At 42.1% G+C, this 16,141-nt stretch carries 15 protein-coding genes; 11 read left to right on the top strand and 4 right to left on the bottom strand.

The annotated features are described in order from the left end of the window. Positions 1-216: 216 nt before the first annotated feature. The 6 genes from ACQY4U_RS13475 (at position 217) to ACQY4U_RS13450 (ending at position 7,574) form a co-directional block, all read left to right on the top strand. On the top strand, positions 217-2,499 hold the full coding sequence (locus tag ACQY4U_RS13475; RefSeq protein ID WP_428329957.1) for a TonB-dependent receptor: 2,283 nt from the start codon (positions 217-219) through the stop codon (positions 2,497-2,499). A 92-nt stretch (positions 2,500-2,591) separates the two neighbouring features. Further along, the gene (locus ACQY4U_RS13470; protein WP_428329956.1) at positions 2,592-3,101 is read left to right on the top strand and encodes a DUF3347 domain-containing protein; all 510 of its coding nucleotides are present in this window, start codon (positions 2,592-2,594) and stop codon (positions 3,099-3,101) included. A 236-nt stretch (positions 3,102-3,337) separates the two neighbouring features. Then, positions 3,338-4,672: a M16 family metallopeptidase gene (locus ACQY4U_RS13465; protein ID WP_428329955.1), complete on the top strand. Its 1,335-nt coding sequence runs from the start codon at positions 3,338-3,340 to the stop codon at positions 4,670-4,672. Between the two features lie 24 nt (positions 4,673-4,696). After that, complete coding sequence (locus ACQY4U_RS13460; protein ID WP_428329954.1) at positions 4,697-6,784, top strand: insulinase family protein; 2,088 nt, start codon at positions 4,697-4,699, stop codon at positions 6,782-6,784. Between the two features lie 135 nt (positions 6,785-6,919). Next, positions 6,920-7,231: a type II toxin-antitoxin system HigB family toxin gene (locus ACQY4U_RS13455; RefSeq protein WP_428329953.1), complete on the top strand. Its 312-nt coding sequence runs from the start codon at positions 6,920-6,922 to the stop codon at positions 7,229-7,231. After that, positions 7,215-7,574, top strand: a complete 360-nt coding sequence (locus ACQY4U_RS13450; protein WP_428329952.1) for a helix-turn-helix domain-containing protein — start codon at positions 7,215-7,217, stop codon at positions 7,572-7,574. The genes ACQY4U_RS13455 and ACQY4U_RS13450 overlap by 17 nt, the downstream gene beginning before the upstream one ends. A 16-nt stretch (positions 7,575-7,590) precedes the next feature. Here the strand turns inward: ACQY4U_RS13450 and ACQY4U_RS13445 are convergent, their stop codons facing one another. Further along, positions 7,591-8,622 carry a glycoside hydrolase family 43 protein gene (locus ACQY4U_RS13445; RefSeq protein ID WP_428329951.1) on the bottom strand — a complete coding sequence of 344 codons (1,032 nt, stop codon included), beginning with the start codon at positions 8,620-8,622 and terminating at the stop codon, positions 7,591-7,593. A 40-nt stretch (positions 8,623-8,662) separates the two neighbouring features. Then, complete coding sequence (budA, locus tag ACQY4U_RS13440) at positions 8,663-9,472, bottom strand: acetolactate decarboxylase (protein WP_428329950.1); 810 nt, start codon at positions 9,470-9,472, stop codon at positions 8,663-8,665. A 96-nt stretch (positions 9,473-9,568) separates the two neighbouring features. Between budA and ACQY4U_RS13435 the strand changes: the two genes are divergently transcribed. From ACQY4U_RS13435 to ACQY4U_RS13415, 5 genes are all read left to right on the top strand, one after another. Continuing rightward, on the top strand, positions 9,569-10,273 hold the full coding sequence (locus ACQY4U_RS13435; protein ID WP_428329949.1) for a DsbA family oxidoreductase: 705 nt from the start codon (positions 9,569-9,571) through the stop codon (positions 10,271-10,273). Positions 10,274-10,379: 106 nt separating this feature from the next. Continuing rightward, complete coding sequence (locus ACQY4U_RS13430; RefSeq protein ID WP_428329948.1) at positions 10,380-11,933, top strand: glycoside hydrolase; 1,554 nt, start codon at positions 10,380-10,382, stop codon at positions 11,931-11,933. A 197-nt stretch (positions 11,934-12,130) separates the two neighbouring features. Next, complete coding sequence (locus ACQY4U_RS13425; protein WP_428329947.1) at positions 12,131-12,871, top strand: hypothetical protein; 741 nt, start codon at positions 12,131-12,133, stop codon at positions 12,869-12,871. 5 nt (positions 12,872-12,876) lie between these two features. After that, entirely contained in the window at positions 12,877-13,059 is a 183-nt protein-coding gene (locus ACQY4U_RS13420) for a hypothetical protein (RefSeq protein ID WP_428329946.1), read from the top strand. Between the two features lie 163 nt (positions 13,060-13,222). Then, positions 13,223-14,404, top strand: a complete 1,182-nt coding sequence (locus ACQY4U_RS13415) for an MFS transporter (protein WP_428329945.1) — start codon at positions 13,223-13,225, stop codon at positions 14,402-14,404. Between the two features lie 41 nt (positions 14,405-14,445). Here ACQY4U_RS13415 and ACQY4U_RS13410 read toward each other — a convergent pair whose 3' ends face one another. Together ACQY4U_RS13410 and ACQY4U_RS13405 are read right to left on the bottom strand one after the other, a co-directional pair. Next, a complete protein-coding gene (locus tag ACQY4U_RS13410) occupies positions 14,446-14,715 on the bottom strand; it encodes a hypothetical protein (protein WP_428329944.1) in 270 nt (89 codons plus the stop codon). A 98-nt stretch (positions 14,716-14,813) separates the two neighbouring features. Continuing rightward, positions 14,814-16,043 carry a cation:proton antiporter gene (locus ACQY4U_RS13405; RefSeq protein ID WP_428329943.1) on the bottom strand — a complete coding sequence of 410 codons (1,230 nt, stop codon included), beginning with the start codon at positions 16,041-16,043 and terminating at the stop codon, positions 14,814-14,816. Positions 16,044-16,141 lie beyond the last annotated feature (98 nt).

Raw genomic sequence — 16,141 nt, 5'->3', positions numbered from 1 at the left:
ACAGCATCTGATTCTTATTGCACTTTATCGTTTGCTCTGTTAAAGGCCATAAGCATTAGTTAATTCCCCTCCCTGGAGGGAGCGCGAGCAAGCCCGTGTAGTGGCAGGGGTGGGTTCTACGCCATAAAACCGACAGCAATAAATAAACCGCCACACCATAAACTATTCTATTTACATCGTTCCGGTTATAAAAACCGGAACGCAAAACATATAAAAATGCATTCTCTGCTTAAAAAAGCTGCTGGTATGTTTATCCTTTTTACTTTGGGGATAACTGCCGGCTACGCACAAAAAATATACAAGGGTAAGGTTATTGATGCCATTACCCGCCAGCCTGTTGAATATGCCAACATCCGTACCCATATAGCTAACAAAGCTACCGTGACTGATAAGTACGGCAACTTTCAGCTTTCATTACCTGTTGATACCGCTACCTTACTCATAACTTATATGGGCTATACCGATAAACAATTGCGTGTTGAAAGCAATATTAAACGCACCTTAATCACACTTGACCGCGGGGCTATTAACCTGCAGGAAGTGCGCATAGCACCTACGCTAAACAGCGGCTCGTTCCATACCCTGAGTGCGCTCGATCTGAACCTGCGCCCGGTAAATTCATCCCAGGATCTGATGCGACTGGTTCCCGGCTTGTTTATTGCCCAGCACATGGGTGGCGGCAAGGCCGAGCAGATCTTTATCCGCGGCTTTGATGCAGATCATGGTACTGATCTTAATGTTTCGGTAGATGGATTGCCGGTTAATATGGCGTCACACATCCACGGGCAGGGTTATGCGGACCTGCACTTCCTCATCCCTGAAACCGTATCGACCTATGATTTCGGGAAAGGCCCTTACTATACCGAAAAAGGCGATTTCACCACAGCCGGCTACCTTAACTATACCACTAAGGATGCATTGGATAAAAGCATGATCAGCCTGGAAGCAGGCCAGTTTAAAACCGCCCGGATTATGGGTATGATAGATCTGCTGAGCACCAAAGCCAAACAAAACGGCACCAATGCCTACATAGCCGGCGAATATAATTACACCAATGGCCCTTTTGATTTTGGCGAACGGTATAAACGCTTTAACCTGTTCGGTAAATTTACTACCATGTTAGGCGCTAATAATAAGCTCAGCGTTACCGCATCAACCTTTAAAACCAGCTGGAGAGCCTCGGGCGAGATTCCTGAGCGCGCAGTTGCCAGCGGCACCAATGCCATTGATGATAATGGCAACCCCTACCAGGTACAGTCGCCAATAAAGATAGGCCGCTTTGCTACTATCGACAGCGCACAGGGCGGCCGCAGCACGCGCACCAATGCCATTGTAAAACTAACATCTGATTTAAAAAACAACCTTACCCTCGAAAACCAACTTTACTATACCCATTACACATTCGATCTGCATGTAAACTCAACCTTTTTTGCTGAAGACAGCCTGAACGGCGATGAAAGGCAGCAGCACGAGGAGCGCGATATGTTTGGTTATAACGGCAAGCTTACCAAAAAAAATTATCTGGGTAATGCTGTACTTACGTCGTCAATTGGCTTAAGTTCAAGGTTTGATCAAACTTATGGCACGGCTTACAGCCATGTTACCGAACAATACCAGTTTTTGGATGATATTACCCGCGGCGACATTAAACAAAACAATACCGGCGTTTATTTGGATGAAACTTTAGAGAGTGGTAAATGGCTTTTCAACGTAGGTTCAAGGCTTGATTATTTCCACTTTAACTTTCAGGATTCGGCCAAAAACAAAACAGTTGTTAGCCCTAAGGTTAATATCCAATACACGGCCAATGCTGCTTTGCAATTGTACTTAAAGGCTGGCAAGGGTTTTCATTCAAACAATGCCATTGCGGTTATTGGCAACAATGGGCTGGATGTGCTGCCTGCCGCTTACGGTGCCGATCTGGGGCTTAACTGGAAACCTGTTCCGCGTTTATACATCAATGCTGCGCTGTGGTATTTATACCTGCAGCAGGAGTTTGTTTATACCGATGATGGCGATATTGCACCCGGCGGCAGAACCCGCCGGATGGGTGTTGATGTATCGGTAAGGTACCAGTTGGCTAACTGGCTGTTTGCTGATCTTAACGTGAACCTTGCCAGGCCCCGCCTGGCTGATAGTGCCAAAAATACAGGTTACCTTGCCCTTGCCCCTACATTTACCAGTACCGGCGGACTGGATTTTAAGCTCAATAACGGCATAAACGGTGGCCTTAGCTACCGCTACCTGCACAGCAGACCTGGCAACAACACCAACACCCTAAGAGCCGACGGCTATTTTGTAACCGACCTTAAGTTAAACTACACCCAAAAAAGGTATGAGTTCGGCATCAGCATAGAAAACCTGCTGAATACTAAATGGAACGAGTTTGAGGCCGAAGAAGTAAGCAGGCTAAAAGGTGAAGCCGCCCCGGTTGACCAAATGAGCTTTACCGCCGGTACCCCATTTTTTGCCAAGCTAAGGATAGCCGTATTTTTTTAGGCAGCTAACAAATACATAAACTTATGTGTTCCCTGCAGGTAACTGCAGGGAACCATTTTTCAACTTTAATATAACCACATAAATTAAACAACATGAGATCATTAAAAATATTCAGTCTTTCAATTATAATAGCTTTAATAGTTACAACCCGGTCAAATGCACAGGATGCAGCTTTAAGCAAACCCATAAATGCAGTTATTGATAACTACATCGCCCTTAAAAATGCTTTGGCAGCAGGCGATGCAAGCCTGGCAAAAAGTGATGCTAAAACTCTTTTATCTGCCATAAACAGTGTACCCGTAAAAAGCATGAATAAAAGCCAGCTTGCTATGTGGACCAACTACTCGGCAAAGCTTCAGTTTGATAGCAGGCACATCAGCGAGGTTGATATGCTGCATCACCAGCGCGAACACTTTGCCAGTTTATCAAATAACCTTTATACCGTATTAAAAGATCTGAAGCTGAACAAAGCACCCCTTTATCACCAGTATTGCGAAATGAAACAGCAATACTTTATCAGCGAAACCGAAAAAGGTAAGGACCCTTATATGGGCATGTCCAATTGCAGTAAGGTAAAAGAAACCTTACCGGCAGTAAAATAATGCAGCCCAAATGTTCGCCCGAAAGTTTAATACCCGCCGGGCGAACATTTTTTACACTTCATTTTAAATATTATATTGTAACTATCCCAAACAGGCAATATCATTTATTGTATCCTTACCCTTATAGCACAGCGTATTATCCCGGTGTAATTTGTATTATTTAGTAATAATTAACATTATTTACTAAGCCAGCTAAGAATAAATTAATATTTTTAGCCATAAATCAAATTCACAATATGCAAATAAGGAAAAACGTTTTTTGTGCCCTATCAGCAGTGGCCCTTTTGGGTTTTCAGGCTAAAGCACAAAAAGTAGAATTTACAGAATACGACCTGCCGAACGGCCTGCACGTTATTCTTCACGATGACCATCACGCGCCCGTAGTGGCGGTGTCAGTTATGTATCACGTAGGCTCAAAAAATGAGGTTGCAGGCCGCACAGGCTTCGCGCACTTTTTTGAACACTTGCTTTTTGAGGGCAGCGAGAACATTAAACGCGGCGAGTTCATGAAGATAGTATCAGCCAATGGCGGTCAGAACAATGCCAACACTACACAAGACAGAACTTTTTATTACGAGGTATTCCCATCAAACCAGCTGCAAACAGGCTTGTGGCTGGAGAGCGAGCGGATGATGCATCCTGTAATAAATGAAATAGGCGTAAAAACGCAAAATGAAGTTGTAAAGGAAGAAAAACGTTTAAGCTTTGATAACCGCCCTTATGGTAATTTAATTAATGACATCGGCCACGACCTTTTCCCTACCCACCCTTACGGTAATGGCGTTATCGGATCAATGAAGGATTTAGACGCAGCCAAGCTGGATGAGTTCAAAGAGTTTTTTAAACAGTTTTACGTGCCCAATAATGCTGTATTAACTATTGCAGGCGATATTGATATAGCTAAAACCAAAGAATTGGTAGCCGCCTATTTTGGCCCTGTGCCACGCGGTGCAGATGTTGTTTACAAAAAGGTGGAGGAAGCGCCTATCACCAAAACTATTGTTGATACGGCTTATGATGCCAACATCCAAATTCCGTTTATGATTGCTGCCTACCGGGTACCGGGCAGGGACAGCCGCGATTCAAAAGTGATGCAAATGATCTCTTCTATTCTGTCTGGCGGGGCAAGCTCACGCATGTATAAAAAAATGGTTGATGAAAAAAAGGATGCCTTACAGGTTATTGCCTTTAATTACCCGCTCGAAGATTATGGCATGTACATAATAGGTGCGTTGCCCAACAATGGCGCAGCACCTGCCGGCTTGCTAACTGACATGGACGAAGAGATAGTTAAACTGCAAAAAGATTTAATCACTCCTGATGATTATGAGAAGCTGCAAAACCAGTTTGAAAATAACTTTGTGAGCACCAATACCCGCATGTTAGGCATAGCCGAAAACCTTGCCAATGGCTACACTTTTGATCATAAGGATACCAACAATATTAATGAAGAGTTGAAACTGATAAGGTCAATAACCCGCGAAGAGATAAGGGATGCCGCACGCAAATATCTGAATAATAACCAGCGCCTGGTATTGTATTATCTGCCCGGAAAAGGCAAAGCTCAATAATTAATTATATCACGAAAAAACATCATGAAGAAATACATATTGATAGCTGCCGGCGCATTATTGATGCAATTTGCACAGGCACAAATAACTATTGACCGCAGCAAACAGCCCGCAGCCGGCCCTGCCCCGGTTTTAACCATTAAAGATCCGGTTATTTACAAAATGCCAAACGGTATCACGGTTTTGGTTGTTGAGGATCATCGCCTGCCAAAGGTATCGGCCACATATTTTATTGATGCCGGGCCTACCATTGAAGGCAGCAAAGCTGGCGTTGGCAACCTGATGGGTGCAATGCTAAACGAGGGCACCAAAACTATGCCCAAAGCAACGTTTGATAACGCTGTTGAAAAATTAGGCGCCAATGTGGAGCTGAGCGCATCGGGTGGTAGCGTTGGCTCGCTTACCCGTTATTTTAAAAGTGCTTTTACCCTGATGGGCCAGGCTTTAAAAGAACCCGCTTTTACGCAGGAATCTTTTGATAAATTAAAGAGCCAGTCTATCACCGGTATTAAATCGCAGGCTAAAAGTGCACCTGCAATTGCAAGCCGGGTTGATAATGCCCTTGTCTACGGCAAAACCCATCCGCTTGGCGAGTATGAAACTGAAGAAAGCATTAACAGTATCACTTTACAGGATATTAAGGATACTTACAGCAAATACATCACCACATCAAGGGTTTATTTAACTTTTATTGGTGATATAACACCTGCCGATGCAAAGCTTTTAGCTAACGAAGTTTTCGGTGCATGGAAAGGCGCGCCTTTGGCATTGCTTAAAATTCCGGTGGTGTCTAATCCTGCTAAAACTGAAATTGATGTGGTGAACGTGCCAAGTGCGGTTCAATCTGAGATCCACGTAATGAACCTGGTTGACCTGAAGAAAAACGATCCTGATTATTTTGCAGCCATACTGGCCAATTATATTTTAGGCGGCGGCGCCGAAAGTCGTTTATTTATGAACCTGCGCGAAAAACATGGCTTTACCTATGGCGCTTACTCCTCAATAGGAACAGAAAGATACCAGAGTGTATTTTCGGCACAGGGATCTGTAAGGAATGCTAAGGTTGACAGTGCAGTTACTGAATTTTTAAACGAGGTAAAACGCATCAGCACCACAAAGGTAACCGATGAGGAACTTAAGAATGCTAAAGCGCTTTATAATGGTTCGTTCGCGCTTGGGCTCGAAGATCCGGCACGTACGGCAACATTTGCCCGGAACAGGCTGATCTATAACCTGCCTGCTGATTTTTATTCTACCTACCTGCAAAAAGTTAACGCAGTTACTGCCGATGATATTGAGCGCGTTGCTAAAAAATACTTTAGCTATGATAATGCCCGTGTGGTAGTGGTAGGTAATACCGCACAAATGCTTGATGGGCTTAAGAAGAGCGGCTACCCTGTTAAGTTGTACGATACTTATGCTAACCCGATAGTTGAAGGGGCTGCGTCAGCCGCTGTACCTGATGTTAAAGCTACCGATATAATTAAAAGCTATATTGATGCTGTTGGCGGCACAGCCGAATTAAAGAAGGTTACCTCTGTTTCGGCAACGCTAACCATGTCAATGCAGGGCATGAACCTGAATGTTACCCAGAAAAAAATGGTCCCTAACAAGGAAACTATGACCGTAACAATGGGCGGTAACGTAGTTATGAAAGAAGCTTTTGATGGCGATAAAGGTTACCAGCAGCAGGGACCTAACAAAAAAGACCTTACTGCCGAAGAGATAGCACAGAAAAAGGTATTTACATCCTTAACCGAGCAAATAGATTACCTTACTAACCCTGCATTTAAGTTAGTGGTTAAGGGCATCCAGAAAGTTGACGGTAATGATGCCTATCAAATTGATGTAACAGACCCAACCGGAAAAACAAATAGTGAGTATTACGATGTAAAAAGTAAGCTATTGGTTAAAAACGAAAGCACTACGGTAACAGGTGCTACCAGTATTTTACAAACCCTTGAACTTGCTGATTACCGCAAAATAGGCAATGTAATGCTGCCTTATAAACAAACCATAACACAATCGGCCGGCGGACAGGCACAAACTTTTGTTATGACTGTTACTGATGTTAAAATAAACCAAGGCGTTACTGCCGATGATTTTAAATAACAGTAGTGTATTAAGAAAAAAGAAAAGAGCTTGCCCGGTGGTGAGCTCTTTTTTTGTGGGGCAAATAATAGCCCTGAAGACTAATTAATGATTTGTTCCCATTTTGGTAACATAATTGTATATTTGTATTTAGATATGCGTATTATAGCTGTTAAAACTTTAAAGGAATATGCAAAGGATTTCCATTTGGCCGAACAAGCGTTGTTTAGCTGGTATGATGAAGTAAACACCGCAGAATGGAACAATTCAGGCGAGCTAAAGGCACAATATAGAAATGCCTCGATACTTAATAATAAAAGGGTAGTATTTAATATTCATGGAAATAGCTATCGCCTTATAGTTGATATTGAATACCGCTTAAAGATTGTTTTTGTTGTTTGGTTTGGAACATATAAACAATATGATAACATTGATGCTAAAATAATAAGTTATGTTAAAGCCGATTAAAACAGAAGAACAATATAACAATTCATTAGCCCGTGTTTATGAGTTAATGCAAATTGACATTAAAGTAGATTCAGTTGAGTCTGATGAATTGGAAGTGTTAAGTATTCTGGTAAAAGAATATGAAACTGTACACTACCCTGTACCATCGCCAAATCCATTAGAGGCAATAAAATTCCGATTAGACCAGATGGGACTGTCCGAAAAAGAATTAGGACAAATTCTTGGTTATCGTTCCCGAAAATCGGAGATCCTTTCGGGCAAAAGAAAACTAAGCCTGAATATGATACGCAAGTTGAATGAGGTACTCCACATTCCGGCACAAGTTTTAATTCAAATATATTAGTTCAATATACCCCATATCATTCCCCCGGCGCAGCCAAAGCGTCGCCTGTTTTAACCGGTATGCCAAAATTTGGTGAGCCATCCGGGTTCCAGGTAAATTTTTGTATGCGGGGCGATCGTTGCCCGTCACAGCCGCAACCGGGCTTTGGGTTAGCATGGTATATTATCCAGTCTTCCTTCCCGTTTGGCGATTTAAAGAAGCCGTTATGGCCCGGCGCATACACGCTGTTTTCAACACTTTCTTTAAATACAGGTTGTTTTGATTTTATCCAGGATGCGGCATCAAGCAGGTCGGCATCGGCTGATGCGGTTAACATCCCCAAAGCATAATGATCCGTCCAACAGCCACTGGCCGAATAAACGAGGAACAATTTATTACCATGCTTAAGCATTTCGGGGCCTTCGTTAACATTTACATGGTGAGGAGCATCGCTCAGGTCGCCGTGTTTTTCCCAATCATATATGGCGCTTGATACTCTGACCCTTTTACTGCTGATGGTATAAGGATTTGCCATTTTAGCGATATAAATATTCTGCTCCCCATTAACATCCCCTTCCCAGCCCGACCAGATCATGTATAACTGCCCCTTGTTTTCAAATACCGAAGCATCAATGGCCCATTTATTGGTATCATCGGCAATCTGTCCTTTAAATACCCATTCACCTTCCATTGGGTCGGCTGATGAATTTTCGAGTACATACAAGCGGTGATGCTGGTTATCGCCATCATCAGCAGCAAAATACATATACCATTTACCCCGTAAAAAATGCATTTCAGGAGCCCATAATTCTTTAGAATAAGGCTTATTTACAGGCGGCAGCCATACTGCTTTATGTTGGGCTTTACCCAAATTGGCCATGCTTTTGGTTTTCCAAAGCTCAAGCCGGTTGCCCATTGAATTTGTGTAGTAGTAATATCCGTTATGGTATACCACCCAGGGATCAGGACCAACAGGCAACAATGGATTGGTAAAAGTATTTTGTGCCGATATACTACAAACCATCAGCATTAAAAAACAGGTAAATATCAGGGTGAACCGCATGGTCATCAATTAAAATCCTTGTATCTAAAACTAAAAACACCCGTTGTTATTGTTTCTTTCCATTCTCCACGCTCTTAATCTCTTCTTTCCTGTCCTTTTTAAAGTCGAAGTTTTTGAAGTCGTCGTTTTGTGGCAGATCCATCGTATAGCTGTTCAGGGTATGTACCTCAATCGTAATATCACTGGCAATAAAGTCTATCATATGGCCGCCAGCTTCTTTATTATCTGCCAAAAAATGAAAATGATAACCGCTGATATGTGCGCCTTCCATAAATGCAGGTAACTTATAGCCAACCAGATCGCCGCTAATGTTTTTAAACTCAAAAAAATGCTGCTTGTTTAGCATAGCAGCCAATGGAAGGTAAGGCTTTTGCTCAACCGGCGGGAAAGCCCTTGTTTTAACATAATTAAAACTCCCCTTAATATGGATAGCGTAGATACCGTTTATATTGGTAAGCACACTATCCAGGTAGTGGAACAGGGCTGCTTTGGTCAACACCATGCCCGGTTTATAAACTTTATCTGCATGAAAAAAGCAGACGATAGCGTAAGGCGTTTTCCCGGTATCGCTCATTAAAGTGGTTTTACCGGTGCTTTGGGTTTGGTAAAGTTTGCCGTTCAGTATTAGCAGTTCACCATCTAATTTGGCAGGGGCGCCAAGGCCAAAATTACCATGTTCTTTTAGCTGTTTATAAGGATAGTAGGCATCGTACAAACCACCAATAAACCCGGCAGCATACCCGGCACTAAATAAATTGCCACTGGTTGTGTTTGCATTGGTTTGCGCAGTGGTGCTAACATGCAGGTTAAAGACAAGCAGAATACTGATGGATAGGCTTTTGAAAATAGTTTTCATTGCAGATTTTTGGGGTGATGACAGGTAAAGTTTTACTTTCAGCTTACGGTGATGTTAAGGTAGTAAATTATCTTTGGTATAGTAAAAAGGAGAGTTATGAAAGTTGAAATATGGTCGGATGTGATGTGCCCGTTTTGCTATATCGGCAAACGCAGGTTTGAAGACGCTTTACAGCAATTTGAACATAAAGACGATGTTGAAATTGAATGGCGCAGCTTTCAGCTCAACCCTGACATGGAAACAGATACCAGCGTTAGTATAGATGAATACCTTGCCGACAAAAAAGGCTGGACATTGGAGCATGCACAGCAAATGAATGCCCATGTAACCAAAATGGCTGCCGAGGCTGGGTTAACTTATAATATGGATAAAGCCGTAGTTGCCAATAGCTTTAAGGCCCACCGCTTTAGCCACCTTGCTAAAAAACATGGTTTAGGCGTTGAGGCCGAAGAACAATTATTTAAAGCCTATTTTACCGACAGCAAAAATATTGACGATAACGATGTACTGATTGACTTAGGCCGGGCCATAGGTTTAGATGCTGCCGAGGTTAAACAAACTTTAGAAAGCGATACCTTTGCCGAGGATGTAAAGCACGATATTGATACCGCGCAATACCTGGGCATACAGGGCGTACCCTTTTTTGTGATGAATAATAAATACGCCATATCAGGCGCGCAGGCTGTGCCCGTGTTTGAGCAAACTTTAGCTAAAGCCTTTGGCGAATGGCAGCAGGAAAACCCTAAACCTGATTTTAAAATTATTGAAGGTGATACCTGCGGACCCGAAGGCAATTGCTGATAAAATATTAAAGCGATACAAAAGCTCCTGAAAAGGGGCTTTTTTTATTGTATAATTGACATATAATATTGGCGATATGCTATTTTTACGGCATCAACATTTGCTTGTGAATGCTAAACGCCATATCCTTTCTGCCCTTATCCTGCTAACAAGCTTAGGCTTACGGGCACAAAACCCGGTTACAGTAACAGTCAATATCAAACAAAAAGCACAAACCATACAAAATTTTGGTGCTTCGGGTTGCTGGTTCAGCGATCCGGTGGGTAAATATTGGGCGGATAGCACTAAGGAGCACATGGCGAAGCTATTGTTCAGTAAGGGCATCGATAAAAAAGGAAATTTAGAAGGGATAGGCCTTTCGGCGTGGCGATTTAACATTGGCGCAGGCACAGCAGAGCAAGGCGACAGCAGCGGTATTAAAGACCCCAACCGCAGGGTTGAGTGTTTTTTAAATGCCGACGGTACTTATAACTGGAGCAAAGAACAGGGCTATTTATGGTTCATTAAAAAAGCCCGGGATTATGGCGTTGAAAACCTGATAGCTTTTGTAAATAGCCCTCCCGTTTATTATACACAAAATGGCCTGGGTTATAAAACCACTAAAAGTAAAAATGCCAACCTTAAGGCTGATAAATACGAGGCCTATGCAAACTTCTTAGCCGAAGTATTGGCACATTTTAACCATGAAAATATCCGCTTTAACTTAATCAGCCCTGTAAATGAGCCACAGTGGGAATGGTATGATAAATATGGTGAGGCCAGCCAGGAAGGCAGCCCTTACACCAATAAAGAAATTTATCATGTTGTTAAAACATTGGATGAGGCCTTAACTGCAAAAAAACTATCAACCCAGATCCTGATCCCCGAAGCGGGGATGCTAACCTATTTATACAATAACCCAAAAAACAGCGAAACAGGCAACCAGATACAGCAGTTTTGGCAAATCGGGAGTCCGCTTTATTTGGGTGATTTAAAACACCTGGGCAGGTATGCTGCCGGGCACGGTTATTTTACCGAAGATGGCGTACAGAACACCATTAACATAAGACAACAACTTGCCGATACCGCCGGCAAATACAAGGTAGCTTACTGGCAATCGGAATATTCAATGTTAGCTGATGGATTTAAAGAAGGATCAAAAGATAAACGGAGCGCTATAGATTGCGCTATATTTTTAGCAAAGCTGATACACCATGACCTGGCAGATGGAAATGCTTCGGCATGGCAGTTCTGGAACTCATGGGAACCAGGCAAAGCCGACTTTAACACCCGTTATTACCTTTTAGCCCTTGATCCGAATAAGGATTTTAAGTCGGGTAATTTTCAGGTTACTAAAAACCTTTGGGCATTGGGCCATTACAGCCGGTTTATACGCCCAGGCATGGCACGTATACAATTGCCGGATACGGCTGATAAGGATTTGCTGATAAGCGCTTATTACGGCGATAAAAAATTAGTGCTGGTTATTATAAATAATGGCACCGGCGCCAAACAAATAAAGCTTAATATCCCTGCAGGTAAATTCAGTAAAAGTATCCAGCCATACATAACTACAGCTGCAATAGCCGATGATATGAAACCATTGAAAATTGTTAGCAGTAGCAGCCCGCTAAACATACAGCCGAGGGCTATTTATACTTTGGTAATGAATGAGAAATAGCCTCCTGCGCTAATCAATTGCAAAACTAAAATCTGAGTTTAAGAACAGCTTTAGCTTTATATCTCTATCGTTTATCAGGAAAATTATTCCCTGAATGAATTACTATAAATTTTATAAATTGTTTATTAACAGGCGTTAAAATAAATAATTTGTGTTACTTTTATAAGCCTTTACTAATACTTTATCAGAGCGACGAGATGAGAAAACTTTACTATAAAATCATGATAGCGTTACTTGCAATTGGCTCCATAGCTGGTTGTAAATTAGACGCACCTATATACCCAACGGGAACGACAACGGGAACCGGAACTACCACAGGAACGGGTACTGGAACAAGCACAGGAACGGGTACTGGAACAGGAACAGGTACCGGTACTGGTACTGGAACGGGTACTGGTACCGGCACAGGTACTGGAACCGGGACAGGTACTGGCACCGGAATGGGTACTGGCACAGGAACAGGTACTGGCACCGGAACGGGTACTGGCACAGGAACAGGTACTGGCACCGGAACGGGTTCAACTGTTAATGATGGAAACGGCTTACCGCTTGGTGCTGTAAATACCATTGTATTACTAATAAATGGTAAAACCATTACCTATAAAACAAACGATTCATTTATCACCTATTTCCCGGGTTCTCCTGAGGCTATTTTATCGCCTACAGAGGGGCAAACAACCATAATAGGCTTTGGATCAACTCAAACTGATATATTCACACTTTCGTTCTTTGGCTCAAAAGTTGGAACATACGACCTGGTGGGGGTAATAGCCGGAAAGTATTCAAATGACCAGTTAGGTACCGGAAAAACAAAAATAACATTGTTAACCTACGCCAACCTTAAAGGTACTTTACAAGGTACATTTAGTGTTGATATGGTTGATGATCAAAATAACCCCTTCCCACATGTACTGGGATCGTTTAACATAAAAATGTAATTGATATGCCAGCATTTAAAGCACTCGGGCTTGCCTTTATACTAACATCACTTACCTATTTAATGGTGATGAAATATATTTTTCAGGATAACGGCATTCAAAATGTTGTTATGGCTGTTATTGCGGGTATAGGATGCGCGGCGGCTACCTTTTTTATAACCAGGAAAAAGGCTGATAAAAAGATTTAAAACATATATAAACCCGGGACGCATGCTTAAAAGTATAGTCCCGGGTTTTTTATACCCATATAATAAAGAAGGCAACTATCTTTTTTAACTCCCGATAAATTCAAATACCTTTGCAGCCAGTACTTAAAGTGTGCTATTTACACTTACTGTTAAGGCATTATTAATGGCAGATTCTACTATTCTTAAACCATCCACCTCAAAAAGAATGCTCCGCATTGCTGTTGGGATCCTGTTTTTTATGGCCGGTCTGTGCTTTGCAAGCTGGGCATCGCGTATTGCAACGGTACAAACAAAAATGGGGCTTTCGGATGCTGGTTTAGGTGCGGTGCTTTTTTCGCTTCCTGTAGGGTTAATGCTGTCATTACCTTTTTCTGGCTGGGTTATCACCAAAATAGGGAGTAAAAAGCTATTGCTTGGGGCCATAATTGCCTATGGTATTACTTTGCTTAGTTTGGGTTTGGCGCAAAATACCTTCCAGCTTATTATTTGCCTGGTGGTGTTCGGCTTTTCGAGCAATGCGGTTAATATCTCTGTTAATACACAGGCCGTAACTGCCGAGGGTTTATACAATAAACCTATTATGGCATCTTTTCATGGTTTGTGGAGCCTTGCCGGGTTTACCGGGGCAGGCATAGGCACATTTATGATAGGGCATGGTGTTGATCCTTTCCACCATTTTGTTATCGTTTTAATTATATTGGTAATAGGCGTTATTGCCGCTTCCAAATATTTGCATAATGATGCCGGTGTTGTAAAAACCGGGAAAGAAGAAGCAATCCCGCTTCGCAAACGCTTAAGCCTGATTGTTCCGTTATTGACGCTGGGTAGTATTGCTTTTTGTTCGATGATCTGCGAGGGTGCCATGTTTGACTGGAGCGTGATCTACTTTAAAAAAGTAGTAGCTGCCCCTATTGCTTTACAAGGTGCCGGCTTTACTGCCTTTATGCTCACCATGGCCGGTGGCCGCTTTATAGCCGATTGGTTTGCGCACCGCTTTGGTTTAAAACGTACCTTACAGGTTAGCGGCAGCTTAACCACTATAGGCTTGCTGATCGCATTGATATTCCCTTACTTTTATACCGCGATGATCGGCTTTTTATTTGTTGGTGCCGGGGTATCGTCGGTAGTGCCAATGGTTTATAGCGCAGCAGGCAAATCAAAAACATTAACTCCGGGCGTTGCACTTGCAGCCGTATCAACCATAGGTTTTATTGGGTTTTTGGTTGGGCCACCCGTAATTGGTTTTATAGCAGGGTTGGCCACCTTAAGGGCATCATTTGCATTTATAGCCATTATGGGTACCAGTGTTGTAATACTTTCAACCAGGGCTAAGCTGGATAGTTAATCATTGGCATTCCTTTAGTTGGATTCATTTGATCCCAACCTTTATTCCTTATTTAAATCCTGATCATTGGGGTTTATCAGGTATTCAAAGTTTTCGTAGCCATTATGAAAAATAAACTTTAGCCTTTCTTTAGGTACTTCTATATCTAAAGCCATGGCCCCAATTGTGGCAGGTAAATTATCCCTGATCAGTTTCAGGTCGGTTATGTTGGGCATATCAATATGTATATCTTCTCCCTGTGCTTCAATTTTCCATCCCGGTATATAGGCATTGGTTAAAACTTCTATCCATTTTTGCTGATACGTGTTCATACTGATCCTTTTATTTATCTATATAAAAGCACTCAGTTCAATAATGGTTTTCGATAATTCCCTTTTTTTATATTCAGCCTAAATATCACATTGAGGGATTAGGCCATCTTTGCTAATTTACCAACGGTAAGCCCCTGTACAATTATGGAGAAAACAACAATCATATAGGTGATCAGTACAAATTCATCCCGGTGCATACTCTCGGGTAGTGATAGTGCCAGCGCAACAGAAATGCCTCCGCGCAAGCCACCCCAGGTTAATATTAAAATGGCATTTTTCTCAAACTTTATCCAAAGTTTTAAAAACATTATCGGGAACGAAACAGAAAAATACCGGGCGAGTAATACCAATAGGATCATTATACCACCTATCAGCATAATGGTAGGGTTTATTTTTATAACCAGCATTTCCAGGCCTATCAGCAAAAATAAAACGGCGTTAAAGATCTCGTCAGTCAAATCCCAGAATTTACTGAGGTAATCGCGGGATTCGGGAGAAAGGTCATCTCCCTTGCCTTTGGTACCCATTATAATACCCGCAATAATTATGGCAAGCGGCCCCGACAAATGGAAATAATCGGCCAGCGAATACCCGCACATTACAACCGTTAGGGTAATTAAAACCTCCACCCTGTAATTATCAATTGATTTGATAAACAGGTGGGCCACATAACCCAATAGCGCACCAAATAAAATACCGCCGCCTGCCTCCTTTAAAAAAAGCAGCGCCGTATTACCAACGGAAAACTTATCCATCCCGTTTACGGCAATCTCATAAATGGTTAAAAAAACAACCACACCTACCCCATCATTAAAAAGCGATTCGCCTGCTATTTTTAGTTCGAGGGATTTTGGGATGCCGGCCTGTTTTAGTATGCCCATTACAGCAATCGGGTCTGTTGGTGATATTAAGGCGCCGAACAACAGGCAGTAGATATAAGGGATATTGATGCCGAAAACCTGGAACAGGAAATAGGCCAAAACACTTACTATAAAGGTAGATAAAAACGTACCGATGGTAGCCAGCAGCATTACCGGCCAGATCTCCTTTTTCAGTTTATGGGCATCAATATGTAACGATCCTGCAAACAGCAAAAAGCTAAGCATTATCTTCATTAATACCTGCTCAAAGTTAATATTTGAAACCAGCAGCAATGCTTTTGATGAAATGCCCGGTATTAAATTACCTAATACCGCCAACACTATAGAGGATAGCAAAGCAATTACCATGATACCTATGGTAGGTGGCCATTTTATCCAGCGGTCGTTTACATAGGCAAAAACGGCTGTTAAAAATACAAGTACAGATATGATGTGATAGGTTACCAATGTTATTTTTTAAGAAATATTATAAGACATACGAATTTACAAAATCCGGCTTGCTCTTTAGCTTAATTGCGCTAATATAGTTGGTGCAGGCACTATGC

Origin of the sequence: Mucilaginibacter sp. (assembly GCF_965277465.1) — a bacterium.
In the GTDB taxonomy this organism is placed as follows: Bacteria; Bacteroidota; Bacteroidia; order Sphingobacteriales; family Sphingobacteriaceae; genus Mucilaginibacter.
The sequence above is the reverse complement of the archived record's forward strand: the minus strand, read 5'-3'. Positions and strand labels throughout refer to the sequence as shown.